Annotated in this window: 18 protein-coding genes; 13 read left to right on the plus strand and 5 right to left on the minus strand. The window is 59.0% G+C overall.

The window, feature by feature from the left end; translation table 11 throughout:
- Window positions 1-43: 43 nt before the first annotated feature.
- The 6 genes from atpA to nucS all read left to right on the plus strand — a co-directional run bounded on the left by atpA (window position 44) and on the right by nucS (window position 5,810).
- On the plus strand, window positions 44-1,666 hold the full coding sequence (atpA, locus tag HMPREF0573_RS05415; RefSeq protein WP_036324882.1) for a F0F1 ATP synthase subunit alpha: 1,623 nt from the start codon (window positions 44-46) through the stop codon (window positions 1,664-1,666).
- A 70-nt stretch (window positions 1,667-1,736) separates the two neighbouring features.
- The gene (locus tag HMPREF0573_RS05420) at window positions 1,737-2,669 is read left to right on the plus strand and encodes a F0F1 ATP synthase subunit gamma (protein ID WP_004007335.1); all 933 of its coding nucleotides are present in this window, start codon (window positions 1,737-1,739) and stop codon (window positions 2,667-2,669) included.
- 33 nt (window positions 2,670-2,702) lie between these two features.
- Window positions 2,703-4,148, plus strand: coding sequence for a F0F1 ATP synthase subunit beta (gene atpD / locus HMPREF0573_RS05425; RefSeq protein ID WP_004007334.1), 1,446 nt, complete (start codon window positions 2,703-2,705; stop codon window positions 4,146-4,148).
- Between the two features lie 6 nt (window positions 4,149-4,154).
- Complete coding sequence (locus HMPREF0573_RS05430; protein WP_013189132.1) at window positions 4,155-4,463, plus strand: F0F1 ATP synthase subunit epsilon; 309 nt, start codon at window positions 4,155-4,157, stop codon at window positions 4,461-4,463.
- 180 nt (window positions 4,464-4,643) lie between these two features.
- On the plus strand, window positions 4,644-5,081 hold the full coding sequence (locus HMPREF0573_RS05435; RefSeq protein WP_236589683.1) for a DUF2550 domain-containing protein: 438 nt from the start codon (window positions 4,644-4,646) through the stop codon (window positions 5,079-5,081).
- Between the two features lie 36 nt (window positions 5,082-5,117).
- Window positions 5,118-5,810: an endonuclease NucS gene (gene nucS / locus HMPREF0573_RS05440; protein WP_013189133.1), complete on the plus strand. Its 693-nt coding sequence runs from the start codon at window positions 5,118-5,120 to the stop codon at window positions 5,808-5,810.
- A 129-nt stretch (window positions 5,811-5,939) separates the two neighbouring features.
- On the opposite strand, the gene HMPREF0573_RS09535 is transcribed toward nucS, so the two are convergent.
- Together HMPREF0573_RS09535 and HMPREF0573_RS05445 are read right to left on the minus strand one after the other, a co-directional pair.
- Window positions 5,940-6,242: a hypothetical protein gene (locus HMPREF0573_RS09535; protein ID WP_004011103.1), complete on the minus strand. Its 303-nt coding sequence runs from the start codon at window positions 6,240-6,242 to the stop codon at window positions 5,940-5,942.
- A gap of 11 nt (window positions 6,243-6,253) precedes the next feature.
- Complete coding sequence (locus tag HMPREF0573_RS05445; protein WP_004011102.1) at window positions 6,254-7,540, minus strand: N-acetylglucosamine-6-phosphate deacetylase; 1,287 nt, start codon at window positions 7,538-7,540, stop codon at window positions 6,254-6,256.
- A 176-nt stretch (window positions 7,541-7,716) separates the two neighbouring features.
- Between HMPREF0573_RS05445 and HMPREF0573_RS05450 the strand changes: the two genes are divergently transcribed.
- Complete coding sequence (locus HMPREF0573_RS05450; protein WP_004011101.1) at window positions 7,717-8,493, plus strand: alpha/beta fold hydrolase; 777 nt, start codon at window positions 7,717-7,719, stop codon at window positions 8,491-8,493.
- A gap of 97 nt (window positions 8,494-8,590) precedes the next feature.
- On the opposite strand, the gene HMPREF0573_RS05455 is transcribed toward HMPREF0573_RS05450, so the two are convergent.
- Window positions 8,591-9,577 (minus strand): hypothetical protein, encoded by a 987-nt coding sequence (locus tag HMPREF0573_RS05455; RefSeq protein WP_013189134.1) that lies wholly within the window; start codon window positions 9,575-9,577, stop codon window positions 8,591-8,593.
- Window positions 9,567-10,562: a hypothetical protein gene (locus HMPREF0573_RS05460; RefSeq protein WP_013189135.1), complete on the minus strand. Its 996-nt coding sequence runs from the start codon at window positions 10,560-10,562 to the stop codon at window positions 9,567-9,569. The genes HMPREF0573_RS05455 and HMPREF0573_RS05460 overlap by 11 nt, the downstream gene beginning before the upstream one ends.
- Before the next feature lie 201 nt (window positions 10,563-10,763).
- Between HMPREF0573_RS05460 and HMPREF0573_RS05465 the strand changes: the two genes are divergently transcribed.
- The 3 genes from HMPREF0573_RS05465 to HMPREF0573_RS05475 all read left to right on the plus strand — a co-directional run bounded on the left by HMPREF0573_RS05465 (window position 10,764) and on the right by HMPREF0573_RS05475 (window position 15,876).
- Window positions 10,764-12,095 (plus strand): DivIVA domain-containing protein, encoded by a 1,332-nt coding sequence (locus tag HMPREF0573_RS05465; protein ID WP_004007325.1) that lies wholly within the window; start codon window positions 10,764-10,766, stop codon window positions 12,093-12,095.
- A 107-nt stretch (window positions 12,096-12,202) separates the two neighbouring features.
- Entirely contained in the window at window positions 12,203-14,824 is a 2,622-nt protein-coding gene (gene glgP, locus HMPREF0573_RS05470) for an alpha-glucan family phosphorylase (RefSeq protein ID WP_179943735.1), read from the plus strand.
- A gap of 311 nt (window positions 14,825-15,135) precedes the next feature.
- The gene (locus HMPREF0573_RS05475; protein WP_004007322.1) at window positions 15,136-15,876 is read left to right on the plus strand and encodes a TetR/AcrR family transcriptional regulator; all 741 of its coding nucleotides are present in this window, start codon (window positions 15,136-15,138) and stop codon (window positions 15,874-15,876) included.
- Here the strand turns inward: HMPREF0573_RS05475 and HMPREF0573_RS05480 are convergent.
- Complete coding sequence (locus tag HMPREF0573_RS05480) at window positions 15,860-16,807, minus strand: tetratricopeptide repeat protein (protein WP_013189138.1); 948 nt, start codon at window positions 16,805-16,807, stop codon at window positions 15,860-15,862. The genes HMPREF0573_RS05475 and HMPREF0573_RS05480 overlap by 17 nt on opposite strands.
- Window positions 16,808-17,274: 467 nt before the next feature.
- Between HMPREF0573_RS05480 and HMPREF0573_RS05485 the strand changes: the two genes are divergently transcribed.
- From HMPREF0573_RS05485 to glgB, 3 genes are all read left to right on the plus strand, one after another.
- On the plus strand, window positions 17,275-18,021 hold the full coding sequence (locus HMPREF0573_RS05485) for a VIT1/CCC1 transporter family protein (protein WP_013189139.1): 747 nt from the start codon (window positions 17,275-17,277) through the stop codon (window positions 18,019-18,021).
- A 158-nt stretch (window positions 18,022-18,179) separates the two neighbouring features.
- Window positions 18,180-20,699 carry a maltotransferase domain-containing protein gene (locus tag HMPREF0573_RS05490; protein WP_013189141.1) on the plus strand — a complete coding sequence of 840 codons (2,520 nt, stop codon included), beginning with the start codon at window positions 18,180-18,182 and terminating at the stop codon, window positions 20,697-20,699.
- A gap of 40 nt (window positions 20,700-20,739) precedes the next feature.
- Complete coding sequence (gene glgB / locus HMPREF0573_RS05495; protein ID WP_013189142.1) at window positions 20,740-22,962, plus strand: 1,4-alpha-glucan branching protein GlgB; 2,223 nt, start codon at window positions 20,740-20,742, stop codon at window positions 22,960-22,962.
- The last annotated feature ends 27 nt before the right edge of the window (window positions 22,963-22,989 follow it).

Consider the following 22,989-nt stretch of genomic DNA (forward strand, 5'->3'; position numbering starts at 1 on the left):
CGATAGGGCAAGTCCCTATGGAACGACAACAGAAGGAATGCTGATGGCTGAGCTATCAATAAGTCCCCAGGACATTAAGAACGCCCTGGACAAGTTTGTGGATGCGTATGAACCATCTGCCGCAACTGCGGAGGAAATCGGCTACGTGACCGAAACTGCTGACGGCATTGCCCACATCGAGGGCTTGCCCGGCACTATGGCCAACGAGCTGCTGCGCTTCCAAGACGGCACCCTGGGTCTGGCAATGAACCTGGACGAACGCGAGATTGGCGCTATCGTCCTGGGTGATTTCACGGGGATTGAGGAAGGTCAAGAAGTCTACCGTACGGGTGACGTGCTCTCCGTGCCGGTGGGTGATGGTTACCTGGGTCGCGTGGTTGACCCGCTGGGCAACCCGATTGATGGTCTGGGTGAAATCAAGGACTTGGGTGAGCGCCGTGCGCTGGAATTGCAGGCTCCCGGCGTGATGATGCGCCGTTCCGTGTTTGAGCCGCTCCAGACCGGTCTGAAAGCCATCGACTCCATGATTCCGATTGGGCGTGGGCAGCGTGAGTTGATTATTGGCGACCGCCAGACCGGCAAGACCGCCATCGCCATCGACACGATTTTGAACCAGCGCGATAACTGGAAGTCGGGCGACCCCAACAAGCAGGTGCGTTGCATCTACGTGGCGGTCGGTCAAAAAGGCTCCACGATTGCTTCTGTCAAGGGCGCGCTGGAAGACGCTGGGGCGATGGAGTACACCACCATCGTGGCATCTCCCGCTTCGGATGCGGCAGGTTTCAAGTACCTGGCTCCCTACACCGGTTCGGCTATCGGTCAGCATTGGATGTACCAGGGCAAGCACGTGTTGATTGTGTTTGATGACCTGTCCAAGCAAGCTGAGGCCTACCGTGCGGTGTCGCTGTTGCTGCGCCGTCCGCCGGGGCGCGAGGCTTACCCCGGTGACGTGTTCTACTTGCACTCTCGTTTGCTGGAACGCTGTGCGAAGCTGTCCGACGAGTTGGGTGGCGGTTCGATGACCGGTCTGCCGATTATCGAAACGAAGGCGAACGACGTGTCCGCTTACATTCCGACCAACGTGATTTCCATCACCGACGGTCAGATTTTCCTCCAGTCCGACCTGTTCAACGCGAACCAGCGTCCAGCGGTGGACGTAGGTATCTCGGTGTCCCGTGTGGGTGGCGACGCCCAGATTAAGGCTATGAAAAAGGTCGCTGGTACCTTGAAGCTGACCTTGGCGCAGTACCGTTCGATGGCGGCTTTCGCCATGCTGGCTTCTGACTTGGACGCCACGACTCGCAAGCAGCTGACCCGCGGTGAGCGGCTGATGGAGCTGCTCAAGCAGCCCCAGTACACGCCTTATCCCGTCGAGGAACAGGTCTGCTCTATCTGGGCGGGCACCAACGGTTACCTGGACGACATCGCTACCGACAAGGTGCTTCAGTTCGAAAAGGACTGGTTGGATTACCTGCGTAACGAAGGCACCATCCTGGCTGAAATTCGGGAAAAGGGTGCGTGGCCGGATGAACTGGTGGCGCGTTTGGAAACTGCCGTCAAGGATTTCCGCAAGTCTTACGACCTGGTTCCCCAGGCGGACTTGGATGCCGCTGCAGGCGATGCTGAGGCAGAGCAATCCGAGGAACAGATAGTTGCCAAGCGCTAATAGGGATGTTCCTACGGGAGCAACTAGATTAGCAACGAAGTAACCGAACAGAACGTAAGGGAAGGGCAAAGTGTCAGGTTCGCAAAGGGCTCTCAAGCAGAGAATCAGGTCTACTGAGACTCTGCAAAAGATTTTCCGGGCTATGGAGATGATTGCCGCCTCCCGTGTCGGCAAGGCTCGTGCCGGGGCGGAATCAATTACCACTTATGACTCGGCTATCGCAGCAGCAGTCGCGGCGGTGTCTGCCCACGCCAAACTCGATCATCCGCTGATTACCGAACGCACCGACACCAATCGGGTGGCAGTTCTAGCGGTCACTTCCGACCGTGGCATGGCAGGGGCTTATTCCGCGTCTATCCTGCGGGAGACGGAGCGCCTGTTGGAGCGTTTGCGTGAGGAAGGCAAAGACCCGGTGATCTATGTCTCGGGTCGCCGCGGCTTGTCCTACTTCAACTTCCGTGGCATGGAAGTGCGCCGGGCATGGACCGGGGACTCGGACAAGCCGACGGAGGAACGGACGATGGAAATCGCCAAGACGCTTCTGGCGGCGTTCCTCAAGTCGCCCGAGGCGGGTGGCGTGTCCGAGCTGTACATGGTGTACACCAAGTTCCGTTCGATGGTTTCCCAAGTGCCTCAGGTGCGCAAGATGCTGCCGATTAAGGTCATCGACCCCGACGAAGCTATCCAGATTGATGGCATGGGGTTGGGCGAGGGGACCGACAAATCCGTCATGCCCCTGTATGACTTTGAGCCCAGCGCCGAGGAAGTCCTCGAGACGGTCATGCCGCTGTATGTAGAATCGCGGATTCGTACCGCCTTGCTGCACGCTGCTGCTGCTGAGCTTGCCAGCCGTCAAAACGCTATGCACGCCGCGACCGATAACGCATCCAACCTGATTAACACCTTGACTTTGGACATGAACAAGGCCCGTCAGGCCGACATCACCACCGAGATTACGGAAATTGTGTCCGGTGCTGATGCGCTCCAAGATTCTAAGAAATAACCGATTACCAAACGCCGATTAGAGGAAACGAAAATGAGTGAGAAAACCCCAGGAACCGGTCGTATCTCCCGGGTTATTGGCCCGGTCGTGGACGTGGAGTTCCCCCCGGATCAACTGCCTGAGATGTACAACGCTTTGACTGTGGAGTACACGGGCATGGGCAGCACCGAAGCTGGACAGACCCAGACCATGACGATGGAGGTGGCTCAGCACTTGGGCGATAACATCGTCCGCTCCATCGCCCTGAAGCCTACTGACGGTTTGGTGCGTGGAGCCAAGGTCGTGGATACCGGCGCTCCGATTTCGGTGCCGGTGGGCGACATCACCAAGGGGCACGTCTTTAACGTGATTGGCGAATGCTTGAACCTGAAAGAAGGCGAAACCCTGGAGGTCAAGGATCGCTGGTCCATCCACCGCACCCCTCCGGCTTTCGACAAGTTGGAGTCCAAGACTCAAATGTTCGAGACCGGCATTAAGGTAATCGACCTGCTGACCCCATACGTGCAGGGTGGCAAGATTGGTCTGTTCGGTGGCGCTGGCGTGGGCAAGACCGTGTTGATTCAAGAGATGATTCAGCGTGTGGCTCAGGATCACGGCGGTGTGTCCGTGTTCGCCGGCGTGGGCGAGCGTACTCGTGAGGGTAACGACTTGATTCACGAGATGGCAGACGCGGGCGTCTTGGACAAGACCGCGATGGTGTTCGGTCAGATGGACGAGCCGCCGGGGACGCGTCTGCGCGTGGCACTGTCTGGCTTGACGATGGCGGAGTACTTCCGTGACGTGCAAAACCAGGACGTGCTGCTGTTTATCGACAACATTTTCCGTTTCACCCAGGCCGGTTCCGAGGTATCTACTCTGCTGGGTCGGATGCCTTCCGCCGTGGGCTACCAGCCGAACCTGGCAGACGAAATGGGTCAGCTCCAAGAGCGCATTACCTCCGCGGGCGGTCACTCGATTACCTCGCTGCAGGCCATCTACGTGCCGGCTGACGACTACACCGACCCGGCCCCGGCGACCACGTTCGCGCACCTGGACGCGACCACGAACCTGTCTCGTGACATCGCGTCGCGTGGTCTGTACCCGGCGGTGGACCCGCTGGCGTCGACCTCGCGTATCCTTGATCCGCGCTATGTCGGCAAGGAACACTACGAGGTCGCGACCCAGGTCAAACAGATTCTGCAAAAGAACAAGGAACTGCAAGACATTATCGCTATCCTCGGTGTGGACGAGCTCTCCGAAGAGGACAAGGTCACTGTGGCGCGCGCACGTCGCATCGAGCAGTTCCTGTCCCAGAACACCTACATGGCAGAAAAGTTCACCGGCGTGCCCGGCTCGACCGTGCCGATGAGCGAGACCATCGAGGCGTTCAAGCGGATTTGCGAAGGCAAGTATGACCATATTCCGGAACAGGCGTTCTTTAACATTGGTGGCATCGAGGATCTCGAAGCGGCCTGGGCGAAACTGCAAAAGGATATGTGATAAACCATGGCAGACACGCTGAAAGTGGCGGTGGTAGACCGCTCGCGCACCCTGTATCAGGGAGAAGCGTCCCAGGTCATCATGCCTGCCGCAGACGGTGACCTGGGGGTTTTGCCAGGTCACCAGCCGCTGTTGGTCGTGCTGCGGGCAGGTCAGGTACGCGTGGACGCACCGGGCTCGACCGGAAAAGCGGGTTCGCATGAATTCCCGGTCGAAGCTGGGTTTGCCTCGGTGGATAATGACACCGTCACCGTGGTGCTGGAACGCAATTTGGCTGACAGCTCTGCGGAATTGACCCCTGCAGTGGCAGGATAATGTGCAACTTACACGAATGAGTCTGATTGGGATATGATGTCCCATAAGGCTATTCGCTTTCTACGGGGATTTCTCGGAGATGGCAGTGGCGGGTTCGTCTTTCGAGACGCCCGCCATTTGCAAATTGACCTGATTAGGTTTGGATGTTTTGGCACTTAATGTGAGGAGGAGCTCATGGGTATGTCGACCAGTTTTATGCTGACTGGACTGCTCCTGATGCTGTTCCTGATATGCGCGCTGGCGATTTATTTCCTGGCGCGCTTGCGTTTTAAAGCTCAAAATAATGGCTCTTTTAATGTGGCGTGGCGGGCTCATACCGGTGATCCGTGGCGGGCTGGGGTGTGCCATTATTCCGAGGATTTCCTGAAGTGGTATCGGGTTATTTCCCTGCGTTGGGGCTCAAATCGCCGTTGGGAACGCGCGGATTTTGAGATTTTAGAAGCAGCGATAGATACAGAGCCGGGGTCAGACTTTGCCCTGGCTATTTTGCATTGCCGCGCGCCGCGTCAGGGATTTTCCGAGCCGGACGATTTTTGGCTGGCGATGAATGAACATGATTATTCCGGCTTGGTTAGCTGGAAAGAATCTGCTCCGCCGCGCACCCAGATGGTTTACTGAGTTTCCTGGTTCGCGCGCTTCGGTTAGGCTTGCTGTATGCGCCTGGTCATAGCGGATTGTGAAGTCAATTACTCGGGGCGTTTGGACGCGCATTTGGCAGCGGCGAAACGCCTGTTGATGGTCAAAGCCGACGGTTCTGTGTTGATTCACAGCGACGGCGGTTCCTACAAGCCCCTGAATTGGATGAGTCCACCCTGTCAGCTGCACATTGAGCTGGAAGACCCCGATTCCCCACAAGGTTCCCAGACGTGGCGGGTGCAAGCCAAATCCGGGGACGCCCTGCTGATTAATATCTCGACGGTTTATCAAGACATCGTCTGCGATTTGGGGGTCGATCCGGGGCTGGAAAAGGACGGGGTCGAGGCGCATCTGCAAAAGCTGCTGGCAGAACAGGTCGCGGTGCGGTTGGGCGAGGGCTGGACTTTGGTGCGCCGGGAATGGCCGACTCCTATTGGTCCGGTTGACCTGCTGGTTCGTGATGCACAAGGGCGTCCGGTGGCGGTAGAGGTGAAACGCCGCGGCGAAATTGATGGGGTGGAACAGTTGACTCGCTACCTGGATTTGCTGGGGCGACAGGCTGACCTGGAGGGAATTACCGGGATTTTTGCTGCCCAAGAGATTAAACCTCAGGCGCGTACGCTGGCTACAGACCGGGGAATTCGCTGCGTCTTGCTGGATTACGATGACATGCGCGGCTTGGATTTTGATGCCGAGAATCGGCTGTTTTAAACCTTGGGGAACCTGCCTCTGACGCTGCCGACCCCCGAAAGATTACCGCAATTTGTGACGCCCCCCCACTTGTGCCAAAGGACGACGTGATTGCACGAGCCTGACCGGAGTGTCGGCGCCACGGGGGCTTCAATATCCCCCGGTGGTGCCGGAGCCCCAACAGTAAGTGTGCCAGTGGCGGCGCGCCCCCACACCCGTGTCCACCCCAAAAGGAGCGGTCAGCGGCCACGCCACAATGTGCGGACTAGTGGCGTCGACCGGGTGCCCACAACCGGGGCAGACGTATGACTTCTGACCGGCACTGCCACTGAGACGCTGAACGTGGTATTCCCGCCCGGCGCGCGTCACGACTCGGGGTACACTGGCGAGACGCTGCATGTCCAAGGGACGATAGGGCTGACCGTGACGTTTGGATTTTCGCTGACTGGGCACTGCAGATCCGATTAATTCTTGGGTACGGAAGCCACCAGAGCGCCGCGACGATACACTGCCAGCGGATAGAGGTTCTCGTCCGTGACCAGCAAATCCGCGCGTTTACCAGGGGTAATTTCACCGATGTTGGTCTGTCCCAAAATGCGGGCTCCCTGTACAGAAGCGCAGTACACCGCGTCGGTCAGCGGGATTCCCGCGCCTTTCCACGCCCGGCGCACGATGTCTACCAAGTGCAGGTTGGGCTCGCCCTCGGCGGAGTCTGGTTCGCTAAAGGGCATGCCGGTGTCGGCGGTAGCGTTGCTGACAAACACCACCGAATCGCGTCCGACCAGCTCAAACACATTGCGTACGGCGCTGGGATCGACGTGTTGCCCGTCCGCAATCAGCTCCAGAATGCAGCCCCCTCCGGCGGCATCTGCCAGCAGCTCCAACACCGGACCGGGATGGCGATGATGGAAAGGCTGCATCCCATTAAAGAAGTGCGTGACTATGTATCGAGGACAGCGCAGTTTTTCCGCGGGAGTCAGCCCCAGCTTTTCTCGGGTCCACGCCGCAGCCCCGCGGATAAACTCAGCCGAGGCGACCGTGTGTCCAAAAGCGGGGACCGCCCCATTTTCGATTAAAACTTCTGCCACCGAGCCGGAACCGATGGCGCGTTTGCCTTCGGGTGCCAGCGTCATCGACACCGTGTGCCCGCGGGTGGTAATCATCAGCTCACGGGTCAGCGCGGGGTTTGGTGGCTGGACTTGCGCGAAATCTTGCGAACCGAGGACGGCACGAGCCCGGTCCTCGCGTTCTTGGGCGGTGAGCCCTTCCCCCGGAATGGCATCGGCGGGGGAGTCTCCGGGCAACATCCCGGTCACGCCCAGCCGTCCCGAGGCGAGGAACGGACCTTCAAAGTGGATTCCGTCCAGTTCCCCGGCGTCACACAGGTCTGCCAGCATCTGTCCCTGGCGACGCAGGTCTTCCGGGGAGGCCGTAGAGAGTGAACCAACCAGGGTGGTGGTGCCGTGAACCCGATGTTCCCACACGGCAGTCATCATGGCTTCGACCGTGGTGGCAGTAGGAAAGGCGCTGCCGCCACCTCCGTGGCAGTGCGTATCGACCAGTCCGGGCAAAATGTAGCGTCCGTCTGTTGGGGAAGGCGCTGCCACCACCTCAGCACCGTAACCTGCTGCTTGCGCCTGGGGCGCTTCTCCCATCCACACTATAGATTCCCCGTCGACGATGACGGCTCCATCAACAATTATGGAAGACGGCGTGACGATGCGTCCGCGTACTGCAAAAGGTTCACTCATGTTCCGATTATCGCATTTTTGCGTTGTTTCAAAGTAATATGTGACCCCGTGTCCTGTCTGTCGCCAGCGGGAGCGACTCCGGTGAGTGCCGGTGAGTCGCTGTTGGCGGAGTCGGCAGATGGGGCAAAACCGTTCGGGTTTACCCGGTATCAGAGGAAATCCTTTAAGATAAAACCATGCTGAACATGATTGCCCGCGACATTATCCCCGGACCGATTGGTCCGACGGTGGTGCTGCTGCACGCTTTCCCGATGGATCACCAGATGTGGCTGCCGACCGCGGATCGTTTGGGTGGGGTGCCGCTGCTGATGGTGGATGCGCCCGGATTTGGTCAAACTCCTCCGATGATGGACACCCCCTCGCTGGATGTATTTGCGGATGAAATCGTGGCAAACTTGGGCAAGTTCGGCATCGAGCGCATCATTCCGGTGGGCAATTCGCTGGGGGGCTGTGTGGCTTTGGCGATTTTGGAGCGCCACCCTGACGTGGTGGCTGGTCTGGGTCTGATTGGTACGCGGGCAGACGCGGATACAGTCAGTGAAAAAGCCGATCGTTTTGAAAACCTCATCACCATGCTGGCAGGGGACCGCGCGAGCCTGCTGACCCCCCAGATTGAATCTCAGTTCACCGCTTCGACTCGCCGGTCGCGTCCCGAAGTCGTCTCCCAGGCAGTGCAGTGGTCTGAGGAAGCCTCTAACGAGGGAATTTCTTGGGCACAGCGGGCGATGGCGGCTCGTCCGGATCGGATTGCGCTGTTGGAGAGTTTTGACAAGCCGGTCTTGGTCATGCGCGGCGAGGAAGACCCGGTCATTTCCCCGGAGTGCGCCGCCGCGACGGCACAGGCTGCCCGCACGGAAGTCGTGGAAGTCCACGAGACTTCACACCTGGTGCCGATTGAAAATCCTGGCGCCGTCTCGCGTCGTTTGATGGCGCTCTATCCCCAGTGCATGTAAACCGTCCCCAACCCACCCGCCCGCGGCACCGCCCTTGTGAACGAACGCCCTGGTGAAGGCTGCTTGGGAACCTACCCTGAAAGGCTAGCGCGACGCCCTAGTCCGCGGTCATCGCCGTGACGGCATCGGAGGCGCCCAAAACCGTAACTTTCTGGTTCTGGCTGGCTTTGTTTGGCAGGTTAAACAGCGCCACCACCGTGTGCGTCTCAGTTAGGGTCGAAGCAGCGGTCGTTTTTCCGGTATAGGCCTGAGCCAGGGCAGAAAGCTGGAGTTTCCGTGGGGATTTCATAGTCAAGTCGTAGTTGAGAGTCGCCATGACCAGGGCTCCGCCGTCCGTGGTGCCCAGCGAGATGAATCCGTCGGTGGCAGGTCGGGCGGTCATGCTGAATTCCAAACCGCGGTTTTGCTGAGAGATAGTGGCATAGTCAGCGCGTCGTTTGGCGAAAGTTGCCGCGAAAGAATCATTTTCGGTGTCAAAAGCGTCTTTGGTGCTGTTGGGGTCGTTCAGGTAGCCGGCGTAAGTCCGCGCCAAGGTTCCGGGCGCCATCGCAAAATCTTTGGATTTCGCCGCGGGGCGTGGCGAGCCGACTTCAGGCTTGAATGTCGCGGGGAAACTCGCTTTGGGAAACAGCTTTGTGTAGCCCCACACGGCGTAGTTAGTGCGCGGTGAGGATTGGACCAGACCGAACACGTACAGGGGCTGTCCCTCCGCTGAGGGCGAAACTGTAAAGGCGTAACGCGGCCAGTCTGAATCCTGCTGCACCACTGCGACCTGGGGATTCGCCAGGGGGAGTGACCCCAGGTTCGCGCCGCGGGTCGCATTGGTCATCATGTATTCCCCGTTGCGCATCCGCAGAGCCGGGTTGACGAAGCGGCTGGTGAGCTGCTGTTGGTCTTTTGCGCCGTCTGCGGCGGTGGCGGCGGCGTTTGCCTCCGTGGTGATTTTCGTGATGCGCTGCTGGTCCAAGGCGGGCGGCTCATTGCCGGCTTTCGGGGAGGTCACCAGGGTGGGGGTGTAGGAACAAGCGGTCAGGGCGAGCGCGGTTGCCCCCGCGGTCAGCAGGGCGGTCAGTTTATTCTTCATGAGTGTCCTCCGTCTCGGCGTCTTTCGGTTCCTCTTTTTCCGCGCGACGCCGCGTTTTTTTGGCACGCCGAGTTCGATTTTCGGCCTCTTCCGCCATCCGCAGGGAACGCCGGGTGGGATGGACTGCCGGAATCACGCCGGTATCTGTGGGGGCGTCGCCGGTGACCGCGGAAGTGACCTGACTGGCAATCTGGCGTGCCTGATCCTTTTCCAAAGTATCTAAGCGTTTGGCGCGCGAACGTCGTTCGGACAGCACCAGCAGAGTCAGGAAAGTTCCGATGGCTCCCGCGCCGATAATTCCCACAATGACCAGCAGAATTCCCCAGAAACTGGAGGGTTCGTGCTTCAGTTTCCACTTCAGCTCCAGCTGCGGTCCTGCCGCTTTGGGGGTGTGGGCAGCTTTGCTAGATTTGTCAGATTTGTCGGCTTTGTCCGGTTTGTCAGGAGGATTCACTACAAAAGCCACCGCGCTCCAGCGGTTATCGCTGAGCTGCCAGGTCAGGGAGGCTTTCCCGGTGCCGTGAGCGCTTTGTTTCCAAATGTCTAAGGATGTTAGGTCTGCGGTGTCGCTTTGTGCGGGGGTAGCTAATTGTTGAAAGCCGTCGGGCAAAGTTTGTTCGCCAGGAGCAGAATCAGTTTTTTTCGCTTTAATGCTTCGGGAAGCCAGTTGGTTATCGGCTTTGAAATCGGTGAGTTCTAAGTGGTCGACTGACTTGGCGAAAGCCTGGGCGTCGGCAGTCAGGGCGATTCCTAAAAAGACTTCTTGTTTTGCGGGACCGGTGGCACGAATCGTGACTTTATCTCCCGTAGATTCCAGCAAATTTTTCCCCGTCAGGACGACTGCTGTCCGAGTCGGTTCACTCTGAAACGCCACATTCGCGCTGGGGCGCAGGAAAGTCAGGCGAGAAATCCCGGCGAAAGCCACCAAAAGCGAGAGAAACAGCAGGGCAATGCTGAGATAACGGGCAGTGCGATTCGATGACATGAGTCTCCTCGAAAAATTTGAAACCGGCTACCATTTAACTTTACCGAGAATGGCGACGCACAGCGACTTAGCCATGTCATAAAGGTTCGTGTAAATGGTTAATCAGGGGTTGTTTCGTTATAGACTTAGGGTATCGTTATACTAAGTTTGGCGGGGCAGGTTAATTTGCCCGTTGGTTGACGTCTTTAGGAGGACTCACAAGTGACCGAAGAGCAGACAGATTTTCCAATCGTGATGCGCGGATACGACCGCGTTCAGGTTGACCTGCAGATTCAAACTTTAATGACGGCTTTGGCTGAGGCTCGCCGTGAGGTCGAAACCCTCGACGCGCGTAACGCCACCCTGGCTGGGGATTTGGGTGAAGCTCAGCGTCGTCTAAAGGAAAGCGACAAGTCCAGCTATACCGGTCTGGGTGAGCGCATCGAACAACTGCTGCGGTCGGCTGAGGAACAGTCCACTACCGTCATCAATAAGGCGAATGCTGACGCGGAATCCCTGTTGGAAAAGACCCGCTCTAACACGCAGCGCCTGACCCAGCGCGCCGAAGCCGAAGCGGCTTCGATGCTGGCTGAGGCCCGCCGTGAAGCCGAGGAGCGTACCACCCAGGCAGAAACCGAAGCGGAAACCGTGCTCACCAACGCCCAGCACCGCGCTGATGAACTGGTCGCCGCGGCGGAACGTGAAGCCGCCTCCTTGCGTGCCGAGGTGAACACCCAGGTCAACGACCTGCGAGCCACGGCTGACCGCGAAACCGAACTGCAGCGCGCCCAAGCCGAAAAGGATTATGTCGAGGCTCGGGTAAAGGCTGAACAGGAAACCACCGCCCTGCGCAACGAAGCCGCGACGGAGATTCAAGAGCTGCGCGAGACTGCTACTGCCGAAGCCACCCAGGTGCGCGAACAGGCTCAGCAGATGGCTGAAAAGCTGCTCGCGGAAACCCGCGCCGAAGCCGACAAGATTATCTCTAACGCTCGTGCCGAAGCTGAGCGTCTGCGCGCCGAGTCCGAACAGGCTCGTCAAGACACCGAAACTGAGATTGCCTCCGCTCGTGCCGCCGCTCGTGAAGCTGACGCACAAGCCCACGAACAGGCTCGTGCCGAGACCTCCGCGATGGTCGCCACCGCGAAGGCTCAGGTTGCTGACGCTGAGAAGCACCTCGGTGAGACTTTGCAGCGTGCCGAGCGCCTGCTGACCGATACCGATGCTGTGGTGCGTCGCCGTCAAGAGGACGCCCGCCGCACTGCCGAAGCGACCATCTCGGCTGCGGAAGTCGAAGCGCAGCAGTTGCGTGAAGCGGCTCGCGCCGAAGCCCAAGCCGAGCGCGCCGCCGCGCAGCGCACGGTCGAAAAGCTGGAACGTCAGCGCGAATCTGTGGCCGCCTACCTCGACGAAATGCGTGGTCTGTTGGGGTCTCGCGCTGCCGATGCCATCTCTGGCTTGCAGGCTCTGGAAGAGGAAGAAGAGACGCGCGAACCGGTCGAGTTGCCCGCCGACGTCGACGCTTACGCTCTGCCGGAAGAAGCCAGCGAATAATCTTTTTTCATGACACCCCCAAGTTTTGGCGGTCCTTAGGGACCGCCAAAACTATATTTTGAGTTAAGATTTTCGCAAATAGGTGACTCCCACAGTAGAATTGGACTGTGAAAGCTATACGAAGATTTACTGTCCGATCCGTTCTTCCCGAAAATTTGAAGCCAATTGGAAATTTGGCTCAAAATCTGCGCTGGTCTTGGAACCGGCCAACACGCGATTTCTTCGCGTCCTTAGATCCGCAAGTCTGGGAGGAAGTCGGTCATGATCCGGCGGCTTTCCTTGGTTCGATTTCAGTGCAAAAGCTGGACGAATTATCCGCAAATCCGGACATTGTAAACCGAGCCGCAGAATTGGAACGCGACCTGAGCGACTACCTGGAAAAGCCGCAGTGGTTCCAGTCCGAGTTCAACAATGCTGACAAGCCCAGCGCGATTGGGTATTTCTCAGCAGAATTCGGGGTAACGGCTGTGTTGCCTCAGTATTCCGGCGGTCTGGGGATTCTGGCAGGCGACCATCTGAAGTCTGCCTCTGACTTAGGCGTCCCGATTATCGGCGTGGGTCTGCTGTACCAGGCGGGCTACTTCCGCCAGTCCCTGACCCGCGAAGGCTGGCAGCGTGAATCCTACCCGGTCATTGACCCGGATAACATGCCGCTGACTCTGCTGCGGGAAAACGACGGCACCCCCGCGCTGGTGGACGTGCCTCTGCCCGACCACCGTACTTTGTATGCACAAGTGTGGGTCGCGAAAGTGGGTCGTATCGCCCTGCTGATGATGGACTCTGACGTGGTCAAGAATGACGAGGCTGCTCGCCTGGTTACCGACCGTCTCTATGGCGGGTCGAAAGATCACCGCATGGAACAGGAACTGCTGCTGGGCGTGGGTGGCGTGAAAGCCCTGCGCACCTACACTCGTTTGACCGGCGCGCCGACTCCCGAGGTGTATCACTGCAACGAAGGTCACGCCGGATTCATGGCGGTGGAACGTATCCGTGAGCTGATGACCGGCGAGGAACACCTCGATTTCGGTACGGCTATTGAAGCGGTGCGTTCCGGCACACTGTTCACCACCCACACGCCGGTTCCTGCCGGTATCGACCGTTTTGACCGGTCCCTGGTGCAACGCTACTTGGCGCCGATTGAGATTCCCGGAGTGACCACCGATCAGCTGCTGGCTCTGGGTGCGGAAACGTACGAGGGCGGGGATCCCAACGTGTTCAATATGGCGGTTTTGGGCTTGCGTATGGCGCGCATGGCAAACGGTGTTGCCCAGCTGCACGGCAAAGTATCACGCAGCATGTTCCACCAGCTGTGGCCCGGTTTTGATGTCTCCGAGGTGCCCATCACCTCTATCACCAACGGGGTACACGGTCCGACCTGGACCGATGGTCGTTTGGCACAGCTGGCGCGCAAGCACCAGGAACCCGGCGAACATGTCAACACCTATCGCTGGGCGCGTCCCCCGGAGGAAGGCGGCGTCAGCGATGAGGAACTCTGGAATTTGCGTCGTGAACTGCGTGAACAGTTGGTGCTGGACGCACGTCGGCGGGTGCGTGAGTCTTGGCTGGAGCGCGGGGCGTCTCCTGCCGAGTTGGATTGGACGAACCGAATTCTCGATCCTGACGTCTTGACCATTGGTTTTGCTCGTCGCGTACCGACTTACAAGCGTCTGACGTTGATGATTAACAATCCGGAACGCTTGGCGTCCATTTTGACGAATAAAGAGCGCCCGGTACAGATCATCGTGGCAGGGAAATCCCACCCGGACGACGAACAGGGCGTCAGCTTGATTCAGCGTCTGGTGGCTTTCGCTGACCAGTACGACGTGCGTGATCGCATCGCATTCCTGCCCAACTATGACATGGATATGGCACAAACCCTGATGCCCGGCGTGGACGTGTGGCTCAACAATCCGCTGCGCCCGCTGGAAGCCTCCGGGACTTCCGGCATGAAGTGCGCCATCAACGGAGCTTTGAACCTGTCCATCTTGGACGGCTGGTGGGACGAAATGTATGACGGTCGCAATGGCTGGGCCATCCCCACTGCTGACGGAGTCGATGACCCGGAGCGCCGTGACGCTATCGAGGCCGAAGGTCTGTACAACCTCATTGAGAACACGGTCGCCCCGCGCTTCTACGATCGAGACGAAAACGGGATTCCGCGCAACTGGATGGAAATGATACGTCACACGTTGGCGACTTTGGGACCGCGCGTACAGGCGCAGCGAATGGTCAGCGAGTATGTGGAAAACCTCTACACTCCGGTTGCTGCGTCCAGTCGAGTGCTGAACGGCACGGGTCACCAGGCAGCTCGCGATTTGGCAGCCTACAAGGCGCGGGTGCGTTCGGGCTGGAACCAGGTCGCGGTGAAACACGTTGACGCCAAGGTCGGCGATGTCGCCACCGTGGGGGACAGCGCCTCGTTCTTTGCTGACGTGCAACTGGGGCATCTGCATCCTGAAGACGTGGAGGTGCAGTTGTTGCTGGGGCGTGTGACATCTAACGATGACCTGTCCGGTTTTGAGGTCTTGGCGATGCAGGCAGAACATGCTGAAAACGGCGTGGTTTCTTACCGCCTGGAGACTCGATTGAACAATGCCGGTCCGCTGGGATACCAGGTTCGTGTGGTGCCGACCCATCCCTTGATGGCGGGCTACACCGAGCTGGGTCTGGTGACCAACGCGGAGCGCGCCGCCGATAATCCGGAGACGCACTTCTATTTCGGTAACTAAACTTGCGAGATTGACCGCATTTTGCCCGGTCGGCTGGGGAAACCCAGCCGACCGGGCTTTTCTATGCCTGCGGGCGTTCGAGTCGCTGTTTGTTGGGGGATACTCGCTGGGGTGTGAATATAAGGTGAAAATAGGGCAGTAGCTGCCAATAATGGCAGCTACTGCCCAAATACCACCTTATAATCTCCGCACACCCCCGATGCCGAGGGATTTTTCGCGAAAACTGGGCAAGCCGGCGCGTCAATGGAACGAACGGTCAAAAATTCGCCATACTGTCGATTAGATAGATTGGCTCACGGAAAGGACCGGCGGTGGGGAAACCAAATCGCGTGGAGATAGTAGGAAAACTGGCGGCTCTGTTTCAGGCGCGAGGTTATACCGGTGCGGGCATGGCAGAGATTTCAGCAACGACCGGATTGGGACGCGGCTCGCTCTATCACCTGTTTCCTGACGGTAAAGCACAGATGATGCGGGAAGTCCTGGTGGCAGTGGAACATGACTTTCAAGCCGCCGTGGTGGCACCGCTAGAAGCGGGGGATGTCACCGGGATGTTCACCGGAATCTTGGCGTTTTTTGACCACGGCGAGAAACAGAGCATTTGGGGCAAACTTGTTCATGACGCTGCTGCTCGTGATTTTGCGCCGGAAGTGCAGGCACATTTCAACACATGGCGTGCCGCGCTGACGAAAGCGCTGCTCAGCCTCGGTGTGGATCGTGGCTTGGCGGCTTCACTGTCGGAACGCACCTTGTCCGGGGTGGAAGGTACGCTCACGCTGGCAGCAGGTTTTGATGATGCCGGAGCGCTTTCCCGGGGCTTGCGCACTATGTCGGCAGAGGTCACGAATGCTATTGCCGCAGCTAGCGGGTCATCCGGAAAAACGTCTCACACCAGGAAATCTGCGGCTAAACCCGCAGCCAAACCGGCGGCTAAGCCAGCGACTAAACCTGCTCGGAAACCTGCCGCTAAGTCAGCTGCTAAGCCCGCGAGCCGAACTTCGCGAAAGACTGCTGCTGCCAAGCCCGCGGCAAAAAAGGCTAGTAAAGCAAAGTAGCCAGCTTCGAACGTATCTGCGGGACCAGCGGATTATCGCCCAGAATCGCGAAGTACTCGACCAATCGCGCTCGTGCCGCGTCGCGATCTTCGCCGCTGGTTTCTGCCACGACTGCGAGCAAGCGGGACAGTGCCCCGGCGGCATCTCCCGCATTCATCTGGGCATCCGCGGCTTCAAGCTGTGCTGCTACTTCGCCGGTTGCGGTCGAACCAGCTGTCTCGGTGGCAGGCTTGGCTTCTGCCGAGCGGGCTTGCAACCGCACTTTTGCCAGCAGCGGATTCACCTTGCTAGATTCACCGGGGTTGGCTTTCAAATAAGTCTCTAACGTCTCGATCGCTTGGTCATAGTCGCCCTGGGCTTGAAGTTTCAGCGCGGTTTCAATTTCCTCAGGCATCGCGGACGGCGCGTCCGGAGCCGGGGTGGCAGTCCCGGTGACTCCGTTGGCGCCGGCTTGCCCAGCCGTCTCGGCTCCGTCAGTCTCAACGCGACCCGTGACACCTTCCTTTTGCGCCAACGCGATGACCTTGTTGATGACTTCCTGCACGGACGAAGCGGGCAAGGCGCCGTTAAACAACGGTGCGGGCTGACCGTTCATCAGCAAGAATACGGCGGGAATGCTCTGCACCCGGAATGCCTGACCGATGGCGGGGCTTTCGTCCACGTTGACCTTTGCCAAAGCGACGCGCCCGCCTGCCTGCGCTACCGCCTTTTCCAAAATGGGTCCCAGCTGACGGCACGGAGCGCACCAGGGCGCCCACATGTCCAAAAGGAACGGAACTGTCTTGGAAAGCTCTAGCAGCTGGGAAAACGTTTCATCAGTGACATCACGCACCAGCGGCCCCGGAATTGTTTGCGGCGTGCCGGAACCGCCCGAACCAGCTTCGCCATCTTGACCAGCGGGAATATCGTGCAGTTCTGCGGGAACGTTCATGTCTGTGCCTCATCTTTCCTAAATCGGACCGCGTGACCAATCAATCAAGTCAGTCTAGTTGATATTTAACCCGTTAAGCCTCGACGGTATCAAGTCCAAGCGGGGAAAATCGCGGAGCGCGTAAAACTGTCCGGGTATTGACTCCAGCTGGCTGGATTTCCGCAAATGCGCTGCAAAACGCCAGAATTTTTCACAAGTGAGGTTCCGCCCTTGACGTTATCGTCCCGCCCGTCCCGTCCCGTTCGCCTTGCTCGCTTTGCCCGCCACGCCCTCCGTGCTCGTATTCGTTCGCGCTGTCTCCTGGCTCTGCTCGCCTCACCAGGCGCCCCAATCCCCGCGTGCCACCCCTCCCGGGGAGTAGCCACACCTAACCAAGGAAAGCCTTAGATTCGTTGAAATAACGCCAAAAACCCCGTAATTTGAAATCGGATAAACAGTACTGGACGGAGATACGGGGGTGACGCATCATGAGTAATCATTTGGCGCACAAACCTAGCGAACAGTCGCGCGAAGTGGATGAAAAACACGACCAGTCGGCAGTGACTTCCTCGCGTCTCAATCGACTGCGAGCTGCAGTCTTGGGAGCTAATGACGGTATTATCTCGACCGCGGGCGTGGTCGTGGGTGTGGCGGCAGCGAACCCGGAAAACACGATGGCGATTGCGACTGCTGGCATTGCGGCGGTGGTCGCGGGGGCATTGTCGATGGCGGCAGGCGAATACGTCTCGGTGTCCACCCAGCGCGACACGGAAAAAGCCGTGGTGGCAAAGGAACGCCGTCTGATTGCCCAGGACCCGGACCGGGAATTTCAAGGTCTGGTGGAAAACTACATCGAAAAGGGCTTATCCCGCGCCACCGCAACCCTGGTCGCTCAGGAGTATTCTGCCCACGATCCGGTCGAGGCTCACGTCCAAGCCCATTACGGCTTGAGCTCTGAGGAATTCACTTCGCCCTGGGCGGCGGCTTTTTCCTCGGCGGTTTCCTTTATGGTCGGCGCGCTGGTACCACTACTGGCGATTCTGTTGCTCAATGGTCCGTGGAAAATCGAAGCCACCTTCATCCTGGTGATGCTGGCATTAGCGCTGGTAGGCTGGCTTTCGGCATGGCGCGGCGAGGCTCCGCGGCTGCGGGCGGTGATTCGGGTCATGGTCGGGGGTGCCCTGGCGATGATTGTCACCGGCGGAGTCGGTCATTTCGTGGGGGCTGCTGTTTAGGTTCACAAGGGCGTTGCGCCGGGTTTCCGGGTGGTCTCAGTTTCTCGCGGCGGGGGTGTGCTGGTTGGATGTCGACGCTGCCTCCGGCTTTCCGATAGCCGCATGTACCCCTGCCGGAGCGACCATAATTTCCCAGGTTTTGCTTTAGAATTTCAGATGTGAGCGAGACGACGAATTCTGCGGGCAATTCTGACGCCAAGAAACCGGGGCGCCATTCCACTTCTAACACTCGTCCGGCGACGAAGCCGGCGGCAAAGCCCCCGTCCAGCCAGCCCAGTAAACCGGCTGCCGCCCGCAAATCTCGCCCCACCACTGCCAAGCCGGCGGCAAAATCCGCGGGACGTAACACAAAATCAACCCCGACTGCGACGGCAAAATCCGCGGCGGCAAAGTCCACCGCTGAAAAATCCACTGCGGCAAAGTCCACCGCTGAAAAATCCACTGCGGCAAAAACCGCAACCCCGACCCCGGCGGTTCCGGCACCCTCCGCAAACCTTTACCACCTGCCTGCTGACGCGGAACTAAACCGTATCAGCGTCACTGAGCTGCGTCCCACCGTAGAGGACGGGCTGTTCCCGGCAAAAGCCGCGGTCGGTGAGCTGTTCCCGGTCCACGCCACCGTGTTTGTAGACGGGCATTCCCTCTTTGGCGCTGACGCGGTACTGTTGCGCCCCGCTGATCCGAAACGCCGCGGCGAAGAGGGCTATGACCTTTATGCGCCGGCGGGCAGCCCCGCGGGCGCTCCTGACCCGGACGACCCAACCGCTTGGGAAATCGTGGATCGCGCTCGCATGTATGAAATCGGCGCTGGTGAAAACCAATTTGAAGCTTGGCTCCAACCCGACACCGTGGGACGTTACGCTTTCGCGGTCGAGTCGTGGATTGACGCTTATGGAACCTGGGTGCATGACGCCAATGTGAAAATTCCGGCGGGCATTGACGTGGAGCTGACCCTGGAGGAAGGCGCCCGCCTGCTGGAACGCGCGATTGCCGGCGAAGCGAAACCCGCCCACGGTTCGGCTCGTGACACCGCGTCTCCCGCTGAACCACTGCCCCCGGCTGACGTGGCAGTGCTGCAAGGCGCGATTGCGGGCTTGCGTGAGCAAAAGCGTCGCCCCCAGGTGCGTCTCTCGGCTGCCACAAACGAGCTGGTCGCGAACATTTTTGCAGAGAATCCGCTGCGGGATTTGGCGACGCGCACGAAACTGTGCCCGCTGCGGGTGGACCGGGCACGTTCCGTGGCAGGAGCGTGGTACGAAATCTTCCCGCGCTCCATCGGGGCATATTACGGGTTGGATGGTCGAATTGTGCCGGGGACCTTGCGCACGGCAGCGGAAATCTTGCCCGAGGTGGCTGCCGACGGTTTTGATGTTATCTATCTCACGCCCATCCACCCGATTGGGCGCGCTTTCCGTAAGGGACGCAACAACGCCCTGGTGGCAGGACCTCGCGATCCCGGCTCGCCGTGGGCGATTGGTAACGAGCATGGGGGACATGATGCGGTCGACCCGGCTTTGGGCGGAATTGCAGCGTTTGACGAGTTTGTCGCGGAGGCGCAGCGCAACCACCTGGAGGTTGCGCTGGATTTTGCCCTGCAGTGCTCTCCGGACCACCCGTGGGTAAAGGCTCACCCCGAATGGTTTTCGGCTCGGGCTGACGGCTCGATTGCTTACGCCGAAAATCCCCCCAAGAAATACCAAGACATTTATCCGCTGAACTTTGATAATGACCCGGACGGGCTGTATGCCGAAATCCGGCGGGTAATCGAGTTTTGGATTGACCATGGGGTCACGATTTTCCGCATGGATAATCCACACACTAAGCCGGTGCGGTTCTGGCAGCGCTTGGCGGCTGACTTGCACCAAACCCACCCCGAAGTGGTGATGCTCGCGGAGGCGTTCACCGCTCCGGCGATGATGCGCGGGCTGGCAAAAGCGGGGTTCCACCTGTCTTACACGTACTTTACGTGGCGCAACACAAAGGCGGAGCTGACCGAGTACTTCGAGGAACTGGCTTATGAAACGGCGCACGTGCTGCGACCGGCGCTGTTCCCCATGACTCCGGACATTTTGACCGACTATATGACGGCTGGGGTGGAAGCGTTTAAAGCGCGTGCGCTGCTGGCTGCCACCGCCGCTCCGACCTGGGGAATCCTCGGGGGCAGCTACGAGTTTTGCGAGCATGTGCAGCGTCCGGGCGTCGAGGAATCCATCGACAACCCGAAATATGAGGTGAAAGTCTATGACTGGGCGGCGCGTGACAAGTACGGCATCGCCTCCCTGTTGCGCACCTTGAACGCGGCTCGCTCTGCGCATCCCGCACTGTTGCAGCTGCGTAACATCAAGTTCCACGCTATCGAGAATGACGCCATTATTGCTTTTTCCAAGCATATTGACGCGGCGCATTCCCCGACCGGTCGGGCGGACACGGTGCTGGTCGTCGTGAACCTGGATCCGCATCACACCCAGTCCGGCTGGGTGCACCTGGATTTGCCGTCACTAGGGTTGTGCCCGGAGGAGTTCCCGGAGGTTGCCGCGCCCGGTGAGGGGCAACGCCTGTTTGTGGTGCATGATGAGCTGACTGGCGGTGAATATACCTGGGGGACGGATAATTTTGTGCAGCTCAATCCCTCTACCGCGCCCGGTCATATTTTCAGTTTCAGCCCCATTCCAGAGTGAACCCAAACACTAGCACAGCAAAATGTGACAGAATTACCTCATGGCTAAAATCACCGTTTCCCCGGAACTTTTGAACCAGGTCGCCTACGCGAACTACTACTCTCCGCACTCGGTGCTGGGACCACACTCGGACGGCGAGGATGTCACCATCCGCACCGTGCGTCACATGGCGCAAAGCGTCACCATCGTCACCGAACACGGTGACTTCCCCGCGGAACATGAACAGGACGGGGTGTGGGTGGCAGTCATCCCGCACGCCGAAGTCGAGGACTACCGGGTGAAAGTCACCTACGGTGATCAGGAAGTCTTGGGGGATGACCCCTACCGTTTCCTGCCGACCTTGGGCGAAATGGACACTTACCTGATTTCAGAAGGGCGTCACGAGCGTCTGTGGGACGTTTTGGGTGCTCATTTAAAGGAGTACCAGGGTCCGCTGGGGGTCGTGAAAGGTGTGGCTTTCGCGGTGTGGGCGCCGAACGCACAAGCGGTGAAGGTCGTGGGGGACTTCAACTTTTGGGACGGGTCGGGGTGCGCGATGCGCAGCCTCGGGGCATCCGGGGTGTGGGAGCTGTTCATTCCCGGTGTTGAGATAGGCGCACGCTACAAGTACGACATTAAAGGTCCCGACGGGAACTGGCGTCAAAAGGCTGACCCGATGGCGCGCGCTACGGAGATTCCTCCCGCCACCGCCTCGGTGGTCACTGACCAGTTCCACACTTGGAACGATGCGGAGTGGATGGAACAGCGTGCCACGAACGTGGACACTCATCCGATTCATACCCAGCCTATGAGCATCTACGAATGCCATATCGGCTCGTGGAGAGAAGGCTATGGCTACCGTGACCTGGCGGAACACCTGGTGCCTTACGTTAAGGAAATGGGTTTCACCCACGTGGAGTTCATGCCCGTGGCGGAACACCCCTACGGACCGTCTTGGGGGTATCAATGCACGTCATACTATGCTCCGACCGCCCGGTTTGGGACGCCTGACGACTTCCGTTACCTGGTGGATGCGTTGCACCAAAACGGGATTGGCGTGATTTTGGACTGGGTTCCGGCGCACTTCCCCAAGGATGACTGGGCGCTGGCGGGGTTCGACGGCACGGCTCTGTACGAGGACCCCGATCCGCAGCGGGGTCAGCACCCGGACTGGGGGACATTGGTATTCAACTACGGTCGGCGTGAAGTGAAGAACTTCCTGGTCGCTAACGCCCTGTACTGGATGGAAGAGTTCCACATTGACGGTCTGCGGGTGGACGCGGTAGCGTCGATGCTCTATCTGGATTATTCCCGCAAAGAAGGTCAGTGGCACCCGAACCAGTACGGTGGACGGGAAAACCTCGAGGCTATCGCCCTGCTGCAAGAAGTCACCGCGACCTGCTACCGGGTTTGCCCCGGCACGGTCATGATTGCCGAAGAATCGACCGCCTGGCCCGGCGTCACCCAGCCGACTTCCGAGGGGGGTCTGGGTTTTGGTTTCAAGTGGAACATGGGGTGGATGAATGACACTCTGCGCTACTTGGCAGAGGACCCGGTGAACCGCAAGTGGCATCACAACGAGCTGACGTTTAGCCTGGTCTACGCCTTTTCAGAGAACTTTGTGCTGCCGCTGTCCCACGATGAGGTCGTGCACGGCAAAGGCTCGCTGCTGTCCAAGATGCCCGGCGATTATTGGCGCCAGTTGGCAGGATTGCGCCTGCTATTTGCTTACCAGTGGACGCATCCGGGCAAGCAGCTCATCTTCATGGGCTCCGAGTTTGGTCAGGGCGCGGAATGGAATTCGGGGGCATCCTTGGATTGGTGGCACCTGGACATTCCCGAGCATCAGGGGATTCGTCAACTGGTCACCGATTTGAACCACCTGTATGCGTCCAACCCGGCGCTGTGGTGTGATGACTATCGCGGGTTTGAGTGGATTGAGCCCAGCGATGCTGACCATAACTTGATTACGTATCTGCGCCGGTCCGTGGCGGAATCGGATCCTTCAGGGATTGAATCGGGTCACTTGCTGGCAGTGGTGGCGAACTTTAGTGGCAATCCTCATGATCCGTTCCGGGTCGGACTGCCGTTCGCTGGTCAGTGGGACGAGGTGCTAAACACGGACGCTGAAGTTTACGGCGGCTCCGGCGTGGGTAACCTGGGTCAGGTCACCGCTGAGGAGATTCCGTGGAATAACCGCCCCTGCTCGGTATCTTTGCGGATTCCCCCGCTGGGTGTCGTGATTTTGCGCCCCGCCGAGGATAACCCGTACCGCCCGCGGTAAGGACGTTGCAGCGCGCCCCAGAGGGCG

The sequence above is a fragment of the Mobiluncus curtisii ATCC 43063 genome (genome assembly GCF_000196535.1).
Classification (GTDB): domain Bacteria; phylum Actinomycetota; class Actinomycetes; order Actinomycetales; family Actinomycetaceae; genus Mobiluncus; species Mobiluncus curtisii.

What these genes read in the sequence shown, in the direction of transcription:
- HMPREF0573_RS05430 (WP_013189132.1), top strand. Translation starts at nt 4,155, where the DNA reads ATGGCAGACACGCTGAAAGTGGCGGTGGTAGACCGCTCGCGCACCCTG.
- HMPREF0573_RS05460 (WP_013189135.1), bottom strand. Translation starts at nt 10,562, where the DNA reads ATGTCATCGAATCGCACTGCCCGTTATCTCAGCATTGCCCTGCTGTTT.
- HMPREF0573_RS05435 (WP_236589683.1), top strand. Translation starts at nt 4,644, where the DNA reads ATGTCGACCAGTTTTATGCTGACTGGACTGCTCCTGATGCTGTTCCTG.
- HMPREF0573_RS05450 (WP_004011101.1), top strand. Translation starts at nt 7,717, where the DNA reads ATGCTGAACATGATTGCCCGCGACATTATCCCCGGACCGATTGGTCCG.
- HMPREF0573_RS05455 (WP_013189134.1), bottom strand. Translation starts at nt 9,577, where the DNA reads ATGAAGAATAAACTGACCGCCCTGCTGACCGCGGGGGCAACCGCGCTC.
- nucS (WP_013189133.1), top strand. Translation starts at nt 5,118, where the DNA reads ATGCGCCTGGTCATAGCGGATTGTGAAGTCAATTACTCGGGGCGTTTG.
- atpA (WP_036324882.1), top strand. Translation starts at nt 44, where the DNA reads ATGGCTGAGCTATCAATAAGTCCCCAGGACATTAAGAACGCCCTGGAC.
- glgB (WP_013189142.1), top strand. Translation starts at nt 20,740, where the DNA reads ATGGCTAAAATCACCGTTTCCCCGGAACTTTTGAACCAGGTCGCCTAC.
- atpD (WP_004007334.1), top strand. Translation starts at nt 2,703, where the DNA reads ATGAGTGAGAAAACCCCAGGAACCGGTCGTATCTCCCGGGTTATTGGC.
- HMPREF0573_RS05445 (WP_004011102.1), bottom strand. Translation starts at nt 7,540, where the DNA reads ATGAGTGAACCTTTTGCAGTACGCGGACGCATCGTCACGCCGTCTTCC.
- HMPREF0573_RS05480 (WP_013189138.1), bottom strand. Translation starts at nt 16,807, where the DNA reads ATGAACGTTCCCGCAGAACTGCACGATATTCCCGCTGGTCAAGATGGC.
- HMPREF0573_RS05485 (WP_013189139.1), top strand. Translation starts at nt 17,275, where the DNA reads ATGAGTAATCATTTGGCGCACAAACCTAGCGAACAGTCGCGCGAAGTG.